Origin of the sequence: Serratia sp. ME47 (assembly GCF_903970925.1) — a bacterium.
GTDB classification, from domain to species: Bacteria; Pseudomonadota; Gammaproteobacteria; order Enterobacterales; family Enterobacteriaceae; genus Serratia; species Serratia ureilytica.
The window spans coordinates 90625-111544 of the sequence record NZ_CAJCKE010000004.1 but is presented as its reverse complement, the minus strand read 5'-3'; the positions used below and the strand labels follow the sequence as shown (position 1 = coordinate 111544).

Below are 20920 nucleotides of genomic sequence, written 5' to 3'. Positions count from 1 at the left end.
TCGCCACCGCGAACCGTTATCAGCGCTTAGCCTTTTCGCTTAAAGACCTTCTGCCGCAGCCAGTGTTTGATCTGGCCCCAATACTCTTTGCCCAGCAGGGCGACGGCAATGACAAACAAGGTTTCACCGACCACAACAAGCGTAGAGACAACGACAATCTTGTAGGGGATGTCGAGGAACGGAATGACAGGGAAGGCAAGCCAATACAGCAGAACCACGAAAAGCATGGCAAACCCGGCTTTTTTCCTCCCGCTCAGATTCTTGCTGCGTGCCAGCAGGCTAGGCAACTTGCGCAGCCAGTTTTCAAGATCGTCAATCAGGGTATAAACGACAGGGATAACCAGCAGGCTCAGCACGGTGGAGGTGATCAATCCTCCGATGACGGCCACCGCCATCGGGCTGCGGAAGCTGGGGTCGGCACTGCCGAAACCCAGAGCCACGGGCAACATGCCCGCCCCCATCGCTAACGTCGTCATGATGACGGGGCGGGAACGTTTGTGGCAGGCATCAATCAGCGCCTCTGTCCGGCTCATGGGTTTATTCAGCACTTCGCCATTCGGGCCGTAATGGCCGCGCCGTGACTCGATCGCATAATCGACCAGCAGTATCGAGTTTTTGGTCGCAATCCCCATCAATATGATTAACCCGATCAGGGATGACATCGTGAACGACTGGCCCGCCAGCAGTAACCCAACGAATGCGCCGCCCAATGACAGCGGGAGCGCGGCCAGGATGGTGATCGGTTGGAAGAAGTCTTTGAACAGCAGAACCAGCACGACATAGATGGCCAGGATGCCGGCGACCATAGCCGTGCCGAAACCGGCAAACAGTTCCTTCATCATTTCGTCATCACCCTGTACAACCTGGTGCACGCCGACCGGCAGATTCTGGATTGACGGCAGCTTCGCCACCTGAGCGGCCAGATCCCCGAGTTGGGTGCCCGACAGTTCCACGTCAAGGGTCACGCTGCGTGTGCGATTGATGCGATTAATCTGCGCCGGCCCACTGCCTTGCTCGATATTGACGATCTGATTGAGCAGCACCGGGCCTCTGGCGCCGGGTACGGTCAAACGTTCAAGTAGCCCCAAATCTTCACGGATGTCCTTTGACAGCTTGACGACGATCGGGATCTGGCGCTGCTCCACGTTGAATTTAGACAGAAACTGATCGTAGTCACCTACGGTTGCAATACGCAAAGTATCGGCAATCGCGACGCCCGATACCCCCAGATCGGCCGCTTTGGCGAAATTGGGTTGCAGGAGGATTTCGCTGCGCGCCAGCCCGGCACTGGAGGTAATGTTACCGAGGCCGGGGAGCTGCCGCAGGTCACTTAATACGGCATCGGCCGCCTTAGCCAGCAGCTGAGGATCATCACCGGCCAACACCAATTGGTATTTTTCACCTGAGCCGCCAAACCCCACTTTGCTGCGAACCCCCGGAAGTGCTGCCATTGCCGTGCGTATCTCGCCTTCGATGACCTGCTTCTTCGGGCGCGCTTTACGCGCATCCAACAACACCGTCAGCGTTGCCATGCGAACGTCGGTTTTCCCATCGGAAGCCATGACATCGCCGCCCGTTGCACCGCCACCGATGGTGGTATAGATGTTACGGATATGCGGTATGGGCGCCAGGCGATGCCGAGCGAGTTCTGCCATGGCCTGGGTTTGTTCCAGCGTGCTCCCTGGCGGCAGCTCCAACGTCACCTGCGTCTGGGAGTTGTCATCTGCAGGGAAAAAGCCCTGGGGCAGCAGAGGGATAAGCATCAGAGAGCCAATAAAGAACCCGCCGGCCAGCGCCAGGGTGAGCCCGCGGTGCCGCAGCGTCCACCGGCAGGCGCGCAGGTAGATCGCCATCCAGAAAGGATCGCGCTGAGGGCGCACATGCGGTTTCATCAGGTAGGCGGCCATCATCGGCGTCAGCAAACGCGCCACAACCAGCGAGGCAAACACCGCCAGCGCCGCCGTCCATCCAAACTGCGTGAAGAATCTTCCGGCAACGCCGGACATGAAGGCCGTCGGCAGGAAAACGGCGATCAAGGCAAATGTCGTGGCGACGACGGCCAGGCCGATTTCCGATGCGGCATCCATCGCGGCCTGGTACGGCGTTTTACCCATGCCGATGTGGCGTTCGATGTTCTCCACTTCGACGATGGCGTCATCCACCAACAGGCCAATCACCAGCGACAGCGCCAGCAGCGTGACGATACTGAGCGAAAAGCCCATCATGTCCATACCGATGAAGGCCGGTAAAATCGACAGAGGCAACGCCGCCGCCGAGATCAACGTCGCCCGGATATCGCGCAGAAACATGAAGACCACCAGGATGGCGAGAATGGCGCCTTCATAGATCATGTGCATGGAGGCGTCGAACTCCTCTTGCACAGGCCGTACAAAGTCGAAGACCTGCGTGATGTGCAAATCAGGCCGCTCCGTGCGCAATTGCGCCAGAACTTTTTCAACCTTGTTGCCGACCTCGACTTCACCGGCGCCTTTGGCGCGCGTGATCTCAAAGCCAACCACCTTCTTGCCGTTGAGGAGCGCAAGTGCACTGCGTTCCGCAATGGTGTCTTTCAGCGTCGCCACGTCGTCCAGGCGAAAACGTTGCCCGCCGGGCAACGACAGTTCCACCGCGGCTAGTTCATCCACGTTCTTGACGCGGGCGACCAAACGCAGCGGTTGTTTTCCCCGCCCCAGATCGACTCGCCCGCCCGTCGCGTCCATCTGTATATCGCGCAACTGACGGGAAACTTCGGCGGCGGTGGCGCCAATCGCCTCCAGTTTGACCGGATCGAGTTCGACTTGAACCTCACGGTTCACGCCGCCCACACGGGTGACCGACCCTACGCCGGCGACGCCTCTCAGACGCCGCGACAGGGTATTGTCCACGAACCAGGACAGTTCATTCTCATCCATCTTGCTGGCGCTGATGGAAAAGGCCAGGATAGGTTTGCCCGTGATGTTGAGCTTGCGAACGATAGGATCACGTAAATCCGTCGGCAACTCGGTGCGAATGCTTTGCACGGCTGACCGGACTTCATCCACCGCTTCCTGAACGGGTTTTTCCAGACGAAACTCTGCTGAGATATCGACCAGCCCATCCTGGATCGTGGTGCGCAGGTTCTTCAACCCCTGTACCGAAGAGACGGTGTCCTCCAGCTTGCGCGCCACCTCCGTTTCGAGCTGGGGCGGCGCAGCGCCCGGAAGCGAAGCGGACACGGTAACCGTAGGCACATCCATGTCCGGGAAGCTCTGGATCTTCATCAACTTGAAAGAATAAAAGCCGGCAACGCTCAAGATGACAAAGAGCAAGATAGACGGAATGGGGTTGCGAATGGACCAGGTAGAGATATTCATGATGGGCCTCTTAGCGCGGTTCCGATGAATGGGAAGCATCGGTGGTGTTGGCCAACTGGACTTTATCGCCCTCATTGAGGAATACGCCGCCGCTGGCGACGATGCGTTCCGCGCCTTGAAGACCGGACAGGATCTCCTGCTGGTCATTCACCAGACGGCCTATCGCGACTTTAAGCGGATGTGCACGCAGCTCGTCATCTACGGTGAACACCAGGTGAAAACCGTCGCGCGCCACGACGGCGGATTGCGGCACGGTCAGCCCTTGCCGATCGCCGACCGTAATCAGGCCGCTGGCATACGTGCCGGGCCGAATGGGAGAGGCGTTCTTCGCTGTCGATGGGAGGATGTCCACATAGGCAATCCCGCGGCGCGAGGTCGAATTGACCGTCGGTGCGGCCAGGCGCACGACGCCTTCCCAGGTGTTACCGCCAGGTGAGGCGATCTGCGCTTTTTGCCCCGGTTGGATTTGTTCCAGCTGCTGCGCTGACAATTCCGCTCGCCATTCAAATTTTCCCTGGCGGATCAGACGGAACATCTCGGTGCTTTGCATAGGAACTGAACCGATCGTGGCCGATCGCGCGGAGATGATGCCGTCATCGGGGGCGCGCAATATCGTCTGGTCCAGTCGCAACTGCTGGGCCGACATGCGTGCTTTCGCCGATTCCAGACGCGCCTGCGCCGTCTTTTCCTGGGTTAACAGTTTTTGGATATCCTGTTCACTCAGGCTGCCGACACCGCGCAGCAATCGCGCGCGTTTTCCATCCGCTTGCGCATTCAGAGTGACCGCTTTCGCTTCGTTGAGATCGGCTTTCGCCAGCAGCCAGTCATTCATCACGGAGTCGCGTGTAAATTCCGCCAGCGGTTGGCCCTGGCGCACCACATCCCCTTCCTGCACCAACAGTTTTTGCACGCGCAGCCCATTGGCTTCCGGGCTGATGATCGCCTCTTGCCAGGCCGCAACAGCGCCATTGGCCGTGACGGTGCGGGAAAGGGACTGTCTTGCTGGCGTTGTCAGGGTCACTGTCAGCGTCGGTTTATCTGCCGGTGGGGCAACCTTGTCCGCCGGCGTATCGCAGGCCGATAAGGCGGCGGCAATCGGCATCGCCAGCACGGCTGCATGCAGGCTCCGCAAAGACCAAAAGCGGGGACGCGTGTTTTTAGCTATCAGTTGTGTCATCGGGAGAACCCATAAGGTGAATGATTTGTCGAACCTGTCGCCAGCGGTGCGGCGATGTATTGCTCTGTATTGAATTTCAAACGAATACGGCGCTGTCCTGCAGCGGTTCAGCCTGGCGTTGAATCCTTGTTCGCTCTGACGCAGTGAACAGACGCCGTATCCACTTCCGCACTGTCGATCGCACGCGGCTATGATGCTCAGGCGGTTCAGCCTGCCAATCCGCCGCGCTTTCGCCGGGGTCGGTATCCACGCTCGATAGATCCAACGTCCAGGGAACAGAATGCTTGGTTGTGTGGCGGTTGCTCCCGCTTCCATCGGCAGCGGTCTTGCCACGCTCGGCGACTTCCTTCTGAGCAGATTGAGACGCCCGGCGAGGGGGCGTTTGTATCGCCCGTTCGAAGGATTCAGGCAATGGCGCGCTTTGGGTAGAGAACGCGTGTTGTCGCCGGCAGGTACGCGATGCGTAATAGAGGGCCGCAGCCTCTGTCGCAACCAGTTTGCGGGCGTCATTCCATAACGCTTGAACGCACTCCAAATTTGCGCGCGCAACCGACGTTTGTGCTCCGCGCTCATTCTCCAAGTGACTGGGCTTGCCGGCCGGAGCGCGCAAGCGCCGGGCGCCGGATTCATTTCGGGCGGGGGGCCATGCATTCCACACAGACACATGCGCCGAGCCAGGCAGGGAGGCCCGCCATTTTGTTGGAACATGCTGGGTTCCTGACAAACGGTCTGATGCAGGTGCGGTTGCGCAAGCGCAGAGGATCAAAGACACGCTGAGAATAAGAGAAACGAATATGAGTCGGCGGAGCCTTGGATAGGGCCGTGTTCGCAGCATTTTTAGTTTTGAAACGGGTGGCATGATTGTCGTGTCTTTTTAATGCGTGAGTACGCACTCATTATATAATTAAAAAAAGAAGCTAGATGGCTGTATGAGCGTCAGGAAGCTCAATGGCTCGCATCATGGCTTCATAACCTGCGCGTTTGTAAATATCCAGCAGGTGAGGTTTTTGAACGGCCATATCGATAACGCCATTGGCCATTACCGTGCAAATCATGCCCTGAAACTCGCTCGACTGCGGTAAATCCAGCCCCTGGACCAACGGAATACCCAGTTGGGAAATATCACCGAACCGTACGCTTCTTTCCCTCTGTGCGCTGGATAACTTGCCGGAGACCATCAATTTGTTTCCTGTCGCATACGCGGCGGGATTGGCGAGCGCCCAGTCAATGTAGGCATCCCAGGCGGCCTGCATGTTATCTTTACCAGGCGAAACGTCCTGCAAGCTTTGCGTCAGCAGGCACTCCATTTCATCAAGCAGGTAATCGCAGACTGCGCTCAGCAGTACGTCCTTATTTTCAAAGTAGCGGAACAGCGTACCCTCCGAGACGCCAGCCTTCCTGGCGATGGCCGATGTGGGCGCCGCTAATCCTTGTTCGGCAAAAATGTCGGTGGCGGCCTGCAAGAGCGCCTGCTGCTTTTCTTCACTGCGGGGACGGGCCACTTTGCGGCTCCTTTAATAAGTGAGTAAACACTCATTATAAGACTGCAACGGAAGATGACAAGCTTTTTCCTGTAGGACAAAGTATCAACACGAGAGCCATTTTTCGTGCAGCGATGCGGATAATGCCGTCATGAAGGGCGTAATAAAACGTACGGCGAAGATCGTTCAGTGGGAAAGAACCGGGAGGGTGAGACGGCGTCCTGGTTGCCAAAACGCAGGCCCTGGAGACAAAAAAATCCACGCCGAAGCGTGGATTTTTCCGTTTCCGGCAGCGCAGAAAAGCGCTGCGGAGAGAGGCTTAGACGTTGAACAAGAAGTTCATTATGTCGCCGTCTTTGACGATGTAGTCTTTACCTTCGGAGCGCATTTTGCCGGCTTCTTTGGCGCCTTGCTCACCTTTGTAGGTGATGAAGTCGTCATAGGAGATGGTTTGGGCGCGGATAAAGCCTTTCTCGAAGTCGGTGTGGATCTTGCCGGCCGCCTGCGGGGCGGTGGCACCTACCGGGATGGTCCAGGCGCGCACTTCTTTCACGCCGGCGGTGAAGTAGGTTTGCAGGTTCAGCAGTTCATAACCGGCGCGGATCACGCGGTTCAGGCCCGGCTCTTCCAGGCCCAGTTCGGCCATGAACTCGTCGCGCTCTTCATCTTCCAGCTCGGCGATGTCGGATTCCACGGCGGCGCACACGGCAACCACCACGGAGCCTTCGGCGTCGGCGATTTTACGCACGGTGTCCAGGTACGGGTTGTTCTCGAAGCCGTCTTCGTTGACGTTGGCGATGTACATGGTCGGCTTCAGCGTCAGGAAGCTCAGGTATTTGATCGCCGCCTTGTCTTCATCGGTCAGATCCAGTGCGCGCAGCATGCCGGCGTTTTCCAGGTGCGGCAGGCATTTCTCCAGCGCCGCCAGCTCGGCTTTAGCGTCTTTGTCGCCGCCTTTGGCTTTCTTCTGCACGCGGTGGATGGCGCGCTCGCAGGTGTCCAGGTCGGACAGCGCCAGCTCGGTGTTGATCACGTCGATGTCTTCGGCCGGATCGACCTTGTTGTTGACGTGGATGATGTTGTCGTTTTCGAAGCAGCGCACTACGTGGCCGATGGCTTCGGTTTCGCGAATGTTGGTCAGGAACTGGTTGCCCAGGCCTTCACCTTTGGACGCGCCTTTCACCAGGCCGGCGATGTCGACGAATTCCATGGTGGTCGGCAGAATGCGCTGCGGCTTGACGATCTCGGCCAGCTTATCCAGACGCGGATCGGGCATCGGCACCACACCGGTGTTCGGTTCAATGGTGCAGAACGGGAAGTTGGCTGCTTCAATGCCCGCTTTGGTCAACGCGTTGAACAGGGTGGATTTGCCTACGTTAGGCAGGCCGACGATACCGCATTTGAATCCCATGTTGTAATCACCTTAAATATCTTAACTATCAGCTGGTTAGGTTTAACCGACTGCATAAATGGCAAAATAATGCCGCCATTATACACGTAATGGGCGTTTATCTCGATCAGACTTGCTTGGCCGGGGCGAGCGCAACGCGGGCGACCGGTTTTTGATTGAGATTTGGATCACATTTACCCATACTGGCCGTTCCGATTAACCGACAGGAAACGCGCCGGATGTATTTCTTGCCTACGCCACCCTGAGCTGTGCCCGCCTGCAGTCTGCCGCCCCTTGCGGTACCCCATACCCGCTACGCGGGGAGATGATGTCATCTGTCATAAGTGAATAATGCATGTTTAACCTGAGTAACGTCAGGATCGCGGACGTTAAAAATGAAGTCCTGGCGGGCTTTGTGGTGGCGGTTTCGATGATCCCCGAAGCGGTCGGCTTTTCGCTGGTCGCCGGTCTTTCGCCGATCGTCGGTTTGCATACCGCGTTTATTATCGGCCTGGTCACGGCGCTGTTCGGCGGCAAACCGGGCATGGTTTCCGGCGCCGCCGGCTCCATTGTGGTGGTGCTGATGAGCCTGGCGGCGCAGTACGGTATGGGTTACGTGCTGTGGGCCACGCTGTTTGCCGGGGGGATCCAAATCCTGATCGGCGCCTTCCGGCTGGGCAAGTTCATTCGTCTGGTGCCGCTGCCGGCGATCCACGGCTTCGTCAACGGCCTGGCGATCGTCATCATGCTGGCGCAGCTGAAGATGATCGCCGGGCAGGGGCCGCTGATGTACGGCCTGGTGGCGCTGGCGATTGCGGTGGTGGTGGTGTTCCCGCGCCTGACCAAAGCCATTCCGTCTTCGCTGGCGGCGCTGCTGGTGGTCTCGGCGTTGGCGATCGGCCTCAATCTGCATACGCTGCGGGTGGGCGATCTGGCGGACATTTCCGGCGCGCTGCCGCACTTCAGCCTGCCGACGGCGCCGTTTACCCTGGAGATGGTGCGGGTGGTGCTGCCCTATGCGGTGGTGATCGCCTTGGTCGGTTTGATCGAATCGCTGCTGACCATGACGGTGCTGGATGAAATGGGCGGCAAGAAGGGGAACGGTAACCGTGAAAGCATCGCGCAGGGCGCCGGTAACGCGGTATGCGGCCTGTTCGGCTGCTTCGCCGGCTGCGCGATGATCGGCCAGTCGATCATCAACTTCACCTCGGGCGGGCGCGGGCGCCTCTCCGGCACGGTGGGCGCCATCCTGCTGATTTTGTTCGTGGTCAGCCTGTCGCGCTATATCGGTCTGCTGCCGGTGGCGGCGTTGGCCGGGGTGATGCTGGTGGTGTGTTACAACACCTTCGAATGGAGCTCGCTGCGCCGTTTGCGCCGTATGCCGAAGGCAGACGCGCTGGTGATGGTCGCCGTCACGTTGATCACCATCTTTACCGATCTGGCGGTGGCGGTGATCAGCGGGGTGATTATCTCGGCGCTGGTGTTCGCCTGGCAGCAGGCGCGCATCCGCGTGCGCCAGCGGCAGGTGACGGGCGACGTGGCGGTGTATCAGCTCGATGGCCCGCTGTTCTTCGGCTCTGCCGCGGCTTTCGCCGAGCTGTTCGAGCCGCAAAGCGATCCGCAGAACGTGGTGCTGGATTTTGCCGGCACCCGGGTGATGGATTCCAGCGGCGTAGAGGCGATCGATAAGCTGACGGCGCGTTACCTGGCGGCGGGGAAAAGCATTCGGCTGCGCCACCTGAGCGGTGACTGCGTGCGCCTGCTCAAGCGCGCCGGGCCGTTTTGCAGCCATGAGCTGGACGATCCGCAGTATTACGTGGCGGAAGAGGGATTCGCCGCCGATGACCGCCGCGTGGGCGAGGAGACCTTCCACCCGCGTGGCTAAAAGCCGGCAGCGGGCAGGGCGCCCGCTGCGGCAAGGTTCAGGCTTGCGCCTTGAAGCTGTGCAGGCGCTGAACGGTTTTTTCCAGCCCGTCCTTCATCAGCATCTCGGTGCAGCGCAGCGATTCGTCGATCGCTTCGTCGATCATCTTCTGCTCGCCGGCCGGCGGCTTGCCGAGCACGAAGCCCACCACCTTGTTCTTGTCGCCCGGATGGCCGATGCCGATGCGCAGACGATAGAAGTTCGGGTTGTTGCCGAACTTGTTTTGGATGTCTTTCAGGCCGTTGTGGCCGCCGTTGCCGCCGCCGAGCTTGATTTTGGCTACGCCGGGCGGCAGATCCAGCTCGTCGTGCGCCACCAGGATCTCGCTTGGTTCGATGCGGTAGAAGTTGGCCATCGCCAGCACCGCTTTACCGCTCAGGTTCATGAAGGTGGTCGGCACCAGCAGGCGCACGTCGTTGCCCGCCAGGTTCAAACGGGCGGTATAACCGAAGAACTTGCTCTCTTCTTTCAGCTGCTGATTGTGGCGCTGGGCCAGCAGATCGACGTACCAGGCGCCGGCGTTGTGGCGCGTCTGGGCGTATTCCGCGCCCGGGTTAGCCAGGCCGACTATCAATTTAATACTGCTCACTGAGTGATTCGCTATGATCAGGGTAATGGAAAGGGAGTTAGTCTACCTGTCGGGGCGGCGAATGACAAAATCCGATCTCCGCCGCCGTCGCAGGTAACAAAGACGAATGATTCATTAGCTGAATAATTCAATTTGTCCGCTAATTTTCAGCCGTGTGTTAAGAAGTGTCAATAATTCTTTACCATTTGTGATCGCCTCCGCAATCCCCTTGCCGCAGCAAGGGCTATACTTAACTTATCAAAGTGGGTTAACAAGTTGCAGCGTTATCCCGGTTGGCACATGGCAATCATGGAGGTGGCATATGAAACGTAGAAACGCGGACAGAATGGGCAACTTTTTTATGGGGCTGGGCCTGGTCGTGATGATCGGCGGCGTCGGATACTCCATTCTTGCTGAAGTATCGCAGTTCAATTTACCGCAATTTTTCGCCCACGGCGCCATCATGAGCATCTTCGTCGGCGCGCTGTTGTGGCTGGTGGGCGCGCGTATCGGCGGCCGCGAGCAGGTAGCGGATCGCTACTGGTGGGTAAAACACTTTGATAAACGGTGCCGCAACGATCAACATCGTTCGTCGCATTGATTAAAAAAGCAGAAGGGAAGCAAGAGCGGGGCAAGGGAACATCTGCCGTGCATTAAGGTTTGAGGTCATGTCGGACTACAAGTAGAAAACCCGTTGTTGCTCGAGCACCAACGGGTTTTTCTTTTTCTGCTGTCGGGCTCGCTATCTTTCCGGCACGGTGGGCGCCACACCGGGAAGACGACGAATCAATGCTCGAACATCGCAGAGATCGACTCTTCGTTGCTGATGCGGCGGATGGCTTCAGCCAGCATGCCGGACAGGGTCAGAGTGCGAACGTTTTTCAGTGCCTTGATTTCCGGCGACAGCGGAATGGTGTCGCAGACGATCACTTCATCAATCACCGAGTTCTTGATGTTGTCCACGGCGTTGCCGGAGAAGATCGGGTGCGTCGCATAGGCGAATACGCGCTTGGCACCGCGTTCTTTCAACGCTTCAGCCGCTTTACACAAGGTGCCGCCGGTGTCGATCATGTCGTCGACCAGCACGCAATCGCGGCCTGCCACGTCACCGATGATGTGCATCACCTGAGAAACGTTCGCGCGCGGGCGACGTTTGTCGATGATGGCCATGTCGGTGTCGTTCAGCAGTTTGGCGATAGCGCGGGCACGCACCACGCCGCCGATATCCGGAGAAACCACGATCGGGTTTTCCAGATTTTGCTGCAGCATGTCTTCCAGCAGGATCGGGCTGCCGAACACGTTGTCTACCGGTACGTCGAAGAAGCCTTGAATCTGCTCAGCATGCAGATCCACCGTCAGAACGCGGTCAACCCCTACGCTGGAGAGGAAATCGGCGACAACCTTGGCGGTGATTGGCACACGCGCGGAACGCACGCGGCGATCCTGGCGGGCATAGCCGAAGTAAGGGATAACGGCGGTAATACGACCTGCGGAGGCGCGACGCAGGGCGTCGACCATCACAACCAGTTCCATCAGGTTGTCGTTGGTCGGGGCACAGGTGGACTGGATGATGAAAATATCACCGCCGCGTACATTTTCGTTGATTTGCACGCTCACTTCGCCGTCGCTAAAACGACCTACAGCGGCGTCACCAAGGCTGGTGTACAAACGGTTGGCAATACGTTGTGCTAGTTCCGGGGTGGCGTTACCAGCAAAAAGCTTCATATCAGGCACGAGAAGAACCTCAGGCTTGCGTCCAGAGAAGATATTGTCATGCGACATCGCCAAGGGGCAGTCGGCGACGCCGGCGCAATATACATACGGGTATGTAAAACTAAAATTGAGACCGCAGGCAGCGCAGGGATAACAGGGCCAGGTGTGCATGACCCTGCGCAGCGAAACGTTGAGCTACGACTCAAACCGCCCGGAACGGATGCGATGTAGTGGGGAGACGTTAACGCCGCGCGCTACAAAACCACACAACCACTCCGGGGCTTGATTTAACACCTGACGGGCGGCGATTTCTGTGTCGAATTCAGCAAACACACAAGCACCTGTGCCAGTCAGGCGTGACGGGGCGTATTCTAACAGCCATGAAAGAAGCTGTTCAACCTCGCGAAAACGTTTTCTTGCGATCGGTTCGCAATCATTTGCGTACGGCGCCTGCAACAGCTCACTTAAGGAGCGAACCGGGGTGTTTCTTTTCAATTCGGCGTCGCCGAAGATAACCGGCGTCGGGATGCCGACGCCGGGATGCGCCACCAGATACCATTTTTCCTGCGGCTCGGCCGGCTGCAGGCGCTCGCCGATGCCTTCGGCGAAGGCGGCGTGGCCGCGCACGAACACCGGCACGTCAGCGCCGAGGCTGAGCCCCAGCTCTGCCAGTTGGTCGTCGCCAAGACCGCAGCGCCACAATTCGTTCAGCGCCACCAGCACGGTGGCGGCGTTGGAGGAGCCGCCGCCCAAACCGCCGCCCATCGGCAGGCGTTTGTCGATGCTGATATCGGCGCCGCGCGGCGCGGTTTGCAGGCCGCGTTCATCGCAATAGCGTTGCAGCAGGCGGGCGGCGCGCACGATCAGGTTCTGCTCGTCCGGCACGCCCTCAACCGGCGTCAGCAGGTGAATGCGGTCGTCCTGGCGTGGGTCGATGGTCAGGGTGTCGCCGTAGTCCAAAAACTGGAACAGCGTCTGCAGCAGGTGATAGCCGTCTTCACGACGGCCGGTGATGTACAGAAACAGGTTGAGTTTCGCGGGGGAGGGCCACTGGCGGATCATTTGAGTGTCCAGTTATCCATCTTCAGCTTGATGCGCTGGTCGCCCTGCTGCAGCTCCAGACGGTTCGGCAGCGTCGGCTGCACCTCGTTGCTGTAGCCCTGGTAATCCACTTTCCAGGTCTGGCCGCCTTGCTGGTAGGTCAGTTTGCTCAGACGATATTGGTCATCCAGCGCAAAATCGCTGGCTTCGCCCGGCAGGCCGAGCATCCACTGGCGCAGGTTGTTCAGCGGGATCGCCATGCCGGTCAGCTTGCGGATCATCTCTTCCGGGTTGTCGCTGACGTAACGTTTGCCCTGGTTGTCGGTCAGCTGCACCACGTTTTTCTGCACGTTGAGATCCATTTCCGTGCTGCCCAGTGGGTTGGTCAGCAGCAGGCGGTAGCGCTCCGGCGAGAACTGCTGCCAGAAGAAGCGGGCGTAGACTTTTTTCTGATCAGACAAGTAGGCGAAGGAGCCGCGGGTCTGATAGGTGCTGAGCTGTTGCACCGCCTGCTCATGGGCGCGCCACTGCGGTGAGGTTGGGCTGGTGGCCGGGCCGGTCGGCTTGGTGGTGGTACAGGCGGCCAGCACCAGGCTGGCCAGCGGGATCAGACGGAGCAAACTAACTTTGCGTATTGGCATAACTTTCTCTTGTCCTTTTGTCCTTGCGGGCATGCGCGACGAAACCCGGATTCAGCGCTCACGCTAACGGGGCGGCGGCGACGCGTCAATTTTTTGCTGCATCGCGTTGAATCTTGCCGCTTTTGCCGGCGCAATGCCAACCCGGCGCGCGCGTCGGGGTCGCCATTAAGATTAACACAATCGGCCGAAGGCGGGGGAGGCGCGCCCGATAAGCGGTGCCGGAGTTGCGCAAACGCCGCCGCTGCGTACGCCGAATAGCGTGCGCGTTATCGCAAACTGCGCTAAAATTTAAGCAATTAACCTACCCTATGACTATTTATCCTGCTGTATTTATTGCTTATTCATTAATTGATGTCATCTATGACAGCGATTGAACGGAAGATGCGGTTGTTACTTTTATTGATCCCGCGCATCAAGTAGAATGCCGTTCAACGAGAACCCGTACCAAGATAAGTATTACTCGAAGCAATGACCCTGCTGGCGTTAGGTATAAATCACAAAACCGCTCCGGTTTCTCTGCGTGAAAGGGTGACCTTCTCGCCAGAGTCCATCGATGAGGCGCTAACCAGCTTGCTCCAACAACCGTTGGTGCAGGGCGGCGTCGTGTTGTCCACCTGCAACCGCACCGAGCTGTACCTCAGCGTAGAGCAACAGGAACACATGCACGAGCAGCTGGTCGCCTGGCTGTGCGCGTACCACAACCTGCGCCCGGAAGAGGTGAAGAAAAGCCTGTACTGGCATCAGGGCAACGACGCGGTCAGCCATCTGATGCGGGTGGCCAGCGGGTTGGACTCACTGGTGCTGGGCGAACCGCAGATCCTCGGCCAGGTGAAAAAGGCCTTCGCCGAGTCGCAACGCGGCCAGTCGCTGTCCGGCGAGCTGGAGCGGCTGTTCCAGAAATCCTTCTCCGTCGCCAAGCGCGTGCGCACCGAAACCGAAATCGGCGCCAGCGCGGTCTCCGTGGCTTTCGCCGCCTGTACACTGGCGCGGCAGATCTTCGAATCGCTGGCCGATCTCAACGTATTGCTGGTGGGCGCCGGTGAAACCATCGAGCTGGTGGCGCGCCACCTGCGCGAACACAAAGTGCGGCACATGATCATCGCCAACCGCACCCGCGAGCGCGCGCAGCTGCTGGCGGACGAGGTCGGCGCTGAGGTGATCACCCTGCCGGAGATCGACGAACGCCTGGCGGACGCCGACATCATCATCAGTTCCACCGCCAGCCCGCTGCCGATCATCGGCAAGGGGATGGTGGAGCGCGCGCTGAAGGCGCGCCGCAACCAGCCGATGCTGCTTGTGGATATCGCCGTACCGCGCGATATCGAGCCGGAGGTCGGCAAACTGGCCAACGCCTATCTGTACAGCGTGGACGATCTGCACGCCATCATCCAAAGCAACCTGGCGCAGCGCAAAGCGGCGGCGGTGCAGGCGGAGTCGATCGTGCAGCAGGAAAGCACCAACTTCATGGCCTGGCTGCGTTCGCAGGGCGCGGTGGAAACCATCCGCGACTACCGTTCGCAGGCCGACCAGATCCGCGCAGAAATGGAGGCCAAAGCGCTGGCCGCCATCGCGCAGGGCGCCAACGTGGAGCAGGTTATTCACGAGCTGGCCCATAAACTGACCAATCGTCTTATTCATGCCCCCACCAAATCCCTCCAGCAGGCCGCCGGCGACGGCGACGTGGAGCGGTTGCAGTTATTACGCGACAGCCTCGGGCTGGATCAGCATTAGTTTTCTCTATTAACAGGGTTTATTACCACGCATGAAGCCTTCTATTGTTGCCAAACTGGAAGCGTTACAAGAGCGCCATGAAGAAGTGCAGGCGCTGCTCGGCGATGCCGGCGTCATCGCCGACCAAGACCGGTTCCGCGCGCTGTCGCGAGAATACGCGCAGCTGACCGATGTCAGCCGCTGCTTCCTGGAATGGCGTCAGGTGCAGGAGGATCTGGAGACGGCGGAAATGATGCTGGACGATCCGGAGATGCGCGAGATGGCGCAGGAAGAGCTGAAACAGGCGCGGGCGAGCAGCGAAGAGCTGGAACAGCAGCTGCAGGTGTTGCTGCTGCCGAAAGATCCGGATGATGAGCGCAGCTGCTTCCTCGAAGTGCGCGCTGGCACCGGCGGCGATGAGGCGGCGATCTTCGCCGGCGATCTGTTCCGCATGTACAGCCGTTACGCCGAAGGCCGCCGCTGGCGCGTCGAGGTGATGAGCGCCAACGAAGGCGAGCACGGCGGCTTCAAAGAAGTGATCGCCAAAGTTTCCGGCGACGGCGTGTACGGCCAGCTGAAGTTTGAATCCGGCGGCCATCGCGTGCAGCGCGTGCCGGAAACCGAATCCCAGGGGCGCATCCACACCTCCGCCTGCACCGTGGCGGTGATGCCGGAAGTGCCGGAAGCCGAGCTGCCGGACATCAACCCGGGCGATCTGAAAATCGACACCTTCCGCTCCTCCGGCGCCGGCGGCCAGCACGTTAACACCACCGACTCGGCGATCCGCATTACCCACCTGCCGACCGGCATCGTGGTGGAGTGCCAGGACGAACGTTCACAGCACAAAAACAAAGCCAAGGCGATGTCGGTGCTGGGCGCGCGCATTCGCGCCGCCGAGATGGCCAAGCGCCAGCAGGCCGAGGCGTCCACTCGCCGCAACCTGCTGGGCAGCGGCGATCGTTCCGATCGCAACCGCACCTACAACTTCCCGCAGGGGCGGGTGACCGACCACCGCATCAACCTGACGCTTTACCGCCTGGACGAAGTGATGGAAGGCAAACTGGACATGCTGATCCAGCCGATCGTGCAGGAGTATCAGGCCGATCAGCTGGCTGCGCTGTCCGCCGAGCAAGAGTGATGGATTATCAACACTGGCTGAAAGCCGCCGCCGCGCGTTTGCCCCACAGCGACAGCGCCCGGCGCGACGCGGAAATCCTGTTGGGTTTCGTGACCGGCAAGGCCAGAACCTTCCTGATGGCGTTCGGGGAAACCCTGCTGACGCCGCCGCAGCAACAGCAGCTGGAGACGCTGCTGGCGCGCCGCGAACGCGGTGAGCCGGTGGCCTATCTGGTGGGCGAGCGCGAGTTTTGGTCGCTGCCGCTGTCGGTCTCGCCCGCGACGCTGATCCCGCGCCCGGATACCGAATGCCTGGTGGAACTGGCGCTGGCGCGCCTGCCGCCGCAACCCTGCCACTCCCTCGATCTCGGCACCGGCACCGGCGCCATCGCGCTGGCGCTGGCCAGCGAGCGCCCGGATTGTTCGGCAATCGGCGTCGATGTGCAGCCGGACGCGGTCGCGCTGGCGCAGCACAATGCGCGCAAGCTGAAGATCGACAACGTTCGATTTTTACAGGGCAGCTGGTTTGCGCCCGTGGCCGGGCAACGCTTTGCGCTGATCGCCAGCAATCCGCCCTATATCGACGCCGCCGATCCGCATTTGTCGCAGGGCGACGTGCGCTTCGAGCCGGGCAGCGCGCTGGTGGCCGCCGAGCACGGGCTGGCCGATCTGGCCGCCATCGTGCGCCAGGCGCCGCATTATCTGCAGCCACAGGGCTGGCTGCTGTTGGAACATGGCTGGCAGCAGGGTGAGAGCGTGCGCGCGCTGCTGCAGGCCGCCGGATTTTCCGCTGTCGCCACCCACCGTGATTACGGCGACAACGATCGTGTGACGCTCGGCCAATGGCCGGGATAAGCGCCCCTCATAATAACGACGCCCGGGCCATCTAAGGGAGCATCATGACTGCATACACCGCGTTGAAACATTTCCATTTGCTGACGGTCGCCATCAGTATTACCTTGTTTGTGCTGCGTTTTTACTGGCAGTGGCGCCGCTCGCCGATCGTGGGGCGCCGCTGGGTCAAGATAGCGCCCCACCTGAACGACACGCTGCTGTTCGTCAGCGGCATCGCGCTGGTGGTGACGTTCGGGTTTTATCCGCTGCTGGGTATGGACTCATGGCTGACCGAGAAGCTGTTTGGCGTTATTATCTATATCCTGCTTGGCTACGTCGCATTGGGCAAGAAGACCAAAAGTCAGCGGCTGCGAACCGTGGCGTTCGTGCTGGCGTTGGGCTGTCTGTATCTGATAATTAAACTTGCCACGACGAAAATACCGTTTCTGATGGGATACCTATGAGTAGCATTGCTGATTTTGAATTTAACACCTCGCCGCTGAGCGAAGGGGTGATCCTGGTATCGCAGTCGGTAAGGCGTGATTTCCCCGCCGCCGACGTGGAGCGCAAGCTGCAACAGCTGGTGGACGAAGCGCGCGCGGCGGTGCCGGCCGACATCACACAGGAGCAGCAACTGGATGCGCTCATCGAACTGTTCTACAAGACCTGGGGATTCGGCGGCGCCAGCGGCGTCTATCGCCTGTCGGACGCCATCTGGCTGGATAAGGTGCTGGAGGGGCGGCAGGGCACGCCGGTTTCGCTCGGCACCATCTTCCTGCATATCGCCAACGCGCTGGATTTGCCGCTGCTGCCGGTGATTTTCCCCACTCAGCTGATCCTGCGCGCCGATTGGCTGGATGAAGAGCTGTGGCTGATCAACCCGCTGAACGGCGAAACCCTGAGCGAACACCAGCTGGAAGTGTGGATCAAGGGCAACCTGGGGCTGGGCGCCGAGCTGGAAGACGACGATCTCGACGAATCCGAGAACATCATGGTGGTGCGCAAGATGCTGGATACGCTGAAGGCCGCCCTGATGGAAGAAAAGCAGCTGGAAATGGCGCTGCGCACCAGCGAAACGGTGCTGTGCTTCGATCCGGAAGATCCGTACGAGATCCGCGATCGCGGGCTGATTTACGCCCAGCTGGAGTGCAACCATATCGCGATTTCCGATCTCAACTATTTTGTCGAGCAGTGTCCTGAAGACCCGGTCAGCGAAGTGATCAAAGTGCAGATCCATTCGATTGAGCCGAAACAGGTGACGCTGCATTAATTCAATGACTCCGTGCAGTTTGCAAGGCGACGGTTACAACCTTAACAAAGGCGAAAGCATGAAACAGAAAGTGGTTAGCATTGGCGACATCGACGTAGCAAACGACCTGCCGTTTGTGCTGTTTGGCGGTATGAACGTGCTGGAATCGCGCGATCTGGCGATGAGCATCTGCGAGCACTACGTCACCGTGACGCAAAAACTGGGCATTCCTTACGTTTTCAAAGCCTCTTTCGACAAAGCCAACCGTTCTTCCATCCACTCGTACCGCGGTCCGGGCCTGGAAGAAGGGATGAAGATCTTCGAAGAGCTGAAGAAAACCTTCGGCGTGAAAATCATCACCGACGTTCACGAAGCGGCGCAGGCGCAGCCGGTTTCCGAAGTGGTTGACGTGATCCAACTGCCGGCCTTCCTGGCGCGTCAGACCGATCTGGTGGAAGCGATGGCGAAAACCGGCGCGGTAATCAACGTCAAGAAGCCACAGTTCGTCAGCCCGGGGCAGATGGGCAACATCGTCGACAAATTCAAAGAAGGCGGCAACGACCAGGTGATCCTGTGCGATCGCGGCAGCAACTTTGGTTATGACAACCTGGTGGTCGACATGCTGGGCATCAACGTGATGAAGAACGTGACCGGCGGCCATCCGGTAATCTTCGACGTGACCCACGCGCTGCAGACCCGCGATCCGTTCGGCGCCGCGTCCGGCGGCCGTCGCGCTCAGGTGGCCGAGCTGGCGCGTGCCGGCATGGCGGTTGGCTTGGCAGGGCTGTTCCTCGAAGCGCACCCGGATCCGAACAACGCCAAGTGCGACGGCCCGTCCGCGCTGCCGCTGGACAAGCTGGAGCCGTTCCTGGCGCAGATGAAAGCCATCGACGACCTGGTGAAGAGCTTCCCGGAGCTGGATACCAGCAACTAAGCGCTCATCGCCAAAAAAAAGCCCGACTTGTCGGGCTTTTTTACGTTTAGGCGCCGGTGTCCGCCAGCGCTTCCGGCAGCGTCGGGTAGAACTGCAGCCGGCCCTCGATCGGCTGCACCCGCGCGCGCGCCAGGGTTTTCAGCGGCTGGAACGGCACGTCGGTGATCACCAGCTTTTTATCCGCCGGCAGCGCGTCGATAAAGCGACGCAGGGCGCTCAGGCCGCCGGCGTCGAGCACCGGCACCGCATCCCATTGCAGCACGATCGTCCGATAGCCCTCGCTGCGCGCCAGCAGTTCGGTAAAGATGCGCTCGGCGGCGGCGAAGAACAGCGGGCCGTTCACTCGCAGCACCAGGCGGCCATCGTCGGCGCTCAGTTCGCTTAGCCGCGTCATGCGGGCGATACGGCGCATAAACAGCAGCGACGCCAGCACGATGCCTACGGTAATGGCGATCACCATGTCGAACAGCACCGTCAGCGACATGCACAGCAGCAGCACCAAAATATCGTCCTTTGGCGCCCGGCGCAGCAGGTAAACCACCTTGTGGGCCTCACTCATGTTCCAGGCGACCATCAACAGCAGCGCCGCCATCGCCGCCAGCGGCAGATAAGAGAGCCACGGCGCCAGGACCAGCAGCGCCAGCAGCACCAGCAGCGCGTGGATGATGGCGGATACCGGCGAGGTGGCGCCAGCGCGCACGTTGGCGGCCGAACGGGCAATCGCGGCGGTCGCGGTGATGCCGCCGAAGAACGGCGCGATGATGTTGCCCGCGCCCTGGCCGATCAGTTCGCTGTTCGAGTTATGCTTCTTGCCGGTCATGCCGTCGAGCACCACCGCGCACAGCAGCGATTCAATCGCCCCGAGCATCGCCATCGAAAACGCCGCCGGCAGCAGGGCGGAGACGGTTTGCCAACTGAGGCTGAACGGTTGCCCGCCGCCGCCCGGCAGATCCCAGGGCAGCAGCAGCTGCGGCAAGATAGGCGGGATGCCCTGGCCGCTGCTGCCGTCGGCCAGCAGGTAGCTGAAACGGGAGCCGATGGTCGCCACCGGGTGGTCAAACAGCGTCAGCAGCCCCATCAGCGCAGTGCCTGCCAGCAGCGCCGGCAGGTGGCCGGGCACGCGCAGGCCGAGTTTGGGCCAGAAGATCAGGATCAAGAGCGTCACCGCGCCGATCAGGGTATCGCCGAGATCCAACGTCGGCAGCGCCTGCAGCAGGGCGTACAGCTTGCCGACGTAGTTTTCCGGCGTGTGCGTCAGCTGCAGACCGAAAAAGTCCTTAATCTGCATGGTGGCGATGGTGATGGCGATACCGGAGGTAAAACCGAGCGTCACCGGCAGCGGAATGTACTCGATCAGCCGGCCAAAGCGCGCCAGCCCCATCAGCAGCAGAAATACCCCGGAGATCAACGTGGCGACCAGCAGGCCGGCCAGGCCGAACTGCTGCGAGACCGGATAGAGGATCACCACGAAGGCGGCGGTGGGGCCGGAGACGCTGTAGCGCGAACCGCCGCTGACGGCGATGACGATGCCGGCGATGGCGGCGGTATACAGGCCATACTGCGGCGGCACGCCGCTGGCGATCGCCAGCGCCATCGCCAGCGGAATGGCGATAATGCCGACCGTCACCCCGGCGATGGCGTCTTTCAGCAACCGCGCCAGGCTATAAGGTTCCCGCCAGCAGGCGTCTATCAGCGCGCTGAAGGGGCGAATTTTGTTTATTTCATGGGTTTTCATCTACGGTGCGTACCAAATCTTCAAAAGTGAAAGGAATGGCGGGCCCGATGAGGT

Annotated in this window: 17 protein-coding genes; 8 read left to right on the top strand and 9 right to left on the bottom strand. The window is 59.9% G+C overall.

Annotated features, from left to right (window positions below; genetic code table 11):
• Positions 1–26 precede the first annotated feature (26 nt).
• The 4 genes from H7A77_RS06160 to ychF all read right to left on the bottom strand — a co-directional run bounded on the left by H7A77_RS06160 (position 27) and on the right by ychF (position 7422).
• Positions 27–3353 carry an efflux RND transporter permease subunit gene (locus H7A77_RS06160; RefSeq protein ID WP_182073947.1) on the bottom strand — a complete coding sequence of 1109 codons (3327 nt, stop codon included), beginning with the start codon at positions 3351–3353 and terminating at the stop codon, positions 27–29.
• A gap of 10 nt (positions 3354–3363) precedes the next feature.
• Positions 3364–4530, bottom strand: coding sequence for an efflux RND transporter periplasmic adaptor subunit (locus tag H7A77_RS06155; protein ID WP_223523977.1), 1167 nt, complete (start codon positions 4528–4530; stop codon positions 3364–3366).
• Positions 4531–5447: 917 nt separating this feature from the next.
• Positions 5448–6032 carry a TetR/AcrR family transcriptional regulator gene (locus H7A77_RS06150; RefSeq protein WP_033642752.1) on the bottom strand — a complete coding sequence of 195 codons (585 nt, stop codon included), beginning with the start codon at positions 6030–6032 and terminating at the stop codon, positions 5448–5450.
• Positions 6033–6330: 298 nt separating this feature from the next.
• The gene (ychF, locus tag H7A77_RS06145; protein ID WP_182073946.1) at positions 6331–7422 is read right to left on the bottom strand and encodes a redox-regulated ATPase YchF; all 1092 of its coding nucleotides are present in this window, start codon (positions 7420–7422) and stop codon (positions 6331–6333) included.
• A 334-nt stretch (positions 7423–7756) separates the two neighbouring features.
• Between ychF and H7A77_RS06140 the strand changes: the two genes are divergently transcribed.
• Positions 7757–9286, top strand: a complete 1530-nt coding sequence (locus tag H7A77_RS06140; RefSeq protein ID WP_147837910.1) for a SulP family inorganic anion transporter — start codon at positions 7757–7759, stop codon at positions 9284–9286.
• Positions 9287–9323: 37 nt separating this feature from the next.
• Here the strand turns inward: H7A77_RS06140 and pth are convergent, their stop codons facing one another.
• Entirely contained in the window at positions 9324–9914 is a 591-nt protein-coding gene (gene pth / locus H7A77_RS06135; RefSeq protein WP_033652046.1) for an aminoacyl-tRNA hydrolase, read from the bottom strand.
• A 301-nt stretch (positions 9915–10215) separates the two neighbouring features.
• Here pth and ychH point away from each other — a divergent pair, with 301 nt between their 5' ends.
• Positions 10216–10494, top strand: coding sequence for a stress-induced protein YchH (gene ychH / locus H7A77_RS06130; protein WP_033642754.1), 279 nt, complete (start codon positions 10216–10218; stop codon positions 10492–10494).
• 185 nt (positions 10495–10679) lie between these two features.
• On the opposite strand, the gene prs is transcribed toward ychH, so the two are convergent.
• The 3 genes from prs to lolB form a co-directional block, all read right to left on the bottom strand.
• Entirely contained in the window at positions 10680–11627 is a 948-nt protein-coding gene (gene prs / locus H7A77_RS06125; protein WP_004941061.1) for a ribose-phosphate diphosphokinase, read from the bottom strand.
• Between the two features lie 174 nt (positions 11628–11801).
• Positions 11802–12668 carry a 4-(cytidine 5'-diphospho)-2-C-methyl-D-erythritol kinase gene (ispE, locus tag H7A77_RS06120; RefSeq protein ID WP_047026265.1) on the bottom strand — a complete coding sequence of 289 codons (867 nt, stop codon included), beginning with the start codon at positions 12666–12668 and terminating at the stop codon, positions 11802–11804.
• Positions 12665–13288, bottom strand: coding sequence for a lipoprotein insertase outer membrane protein LolB (gene lolB / locus H7A77_RS06115; RefSeq protein WP_025302493.1), 624 nt, complete (start codon positions 13286–13288; stop codon positions 12665–12667). The genes ispE and lolB overlap by 4 nt, the downstream gene beginning before the upstream one ends.
• Before the next feature lie 468 nt (positions 13289–13756).
• On the opposite strand from lolB, the gene hemA reads away from it, so the two are divergent.
• The 6 genes from hemA to kdsA are packed head-to-tail and all read left to right on the top strand — an operon-like array spanning position 13757 to position 19131.
• Positions 13757–15019, top strand: a complete 1263-nt coding sequence (hemA, locus tag H7A77_RS06110; RefSeq protein WP_019454778.1) for a glutamyl-tRNA reductase — start codon at positions 13757–13759, stop codon at positions 15017–15019.
• Positions 15020–15050: 31 nt separating this feature from the next.
• Positions 15051–16136, top strand: coding sequence for a peptide chain release factor 1 (gene prfA, locus H7A77_RS06105; protein ID WP_033652048.1), 1086 nt, complete (start codon positions 15051–15053; stop codon positions 16134–16136).
• Positions 16136–16969, top strand: coding sequence for a peptide chain release factor N(5)-glutamine methyltransferase (gene prmC / locus H7A77_RS06100; protein ID WP_182073945.1), 834 nt, complete (start codon positions 16136–16138; stop codon positions 16967–16969). The genes prfA and prmC overlap by 1 nt, the downstream gene beginning before the upstream one ends.
• Positions 16970–17013: 44 nt before the next feature.
• The gene (locus H7A77_RS06095) at positions 17014–17412 is read left to right on the top strand and encodes a SirB2 family protein (protein WP_033642758.1); all 399 of its coding nucleotides are present in this window, start codon (positions 17014–17016) and stop codon (positions 17410–17412) included.
• On the top strand, positions 17409–18218 hold the full coding sequence (gene sirB1, locus H7A77_RS06090) for an invasion regulator SirB1 (RefSeq protein WP_033642759.1): 810 nt from the start codon (positions 17409–17411) through the stop codon (positions 18216–18218). The genes H7A77_RS06095 and sirB1 overlap by 4 nt, the downstream gene beginning before the upstream one ends.
• A 58-nt stretch (positions 18219–18276) precedes the next feature.
• Positions 18277–19131, top strand: a complete 855-nt coding sequence (gene kdsA, locus H7A77_RS06085; RefSeq protein WP_004941087.1) for a 3-deoxy-8-phosphooctulonate synthase — start codon at positions 18277–18279, stop codon at positions 19129–19131.
• A 46-nt stretch (positions 19132–19177) separates the two neighbouring features.
• Here the strand turns inward: kdsA and dauA are convergent, their stop codons facing one another.
• Positions 19178–20866 carry a C4-dicarboxylic acid transporter DauA gene (gene dauA / locus H7A77_RS06080; protein WP_182073944.1) on the bottom strand — a complete coding sequence of 563 codons (1689 nt, stop codon included), beginning with the start codon at positions 20864–20866 and terminating at the stop codon, positions 19178–19180.
• Between the last annotated feature and the right edge of the window lie 54 nt (positions 20867–20920).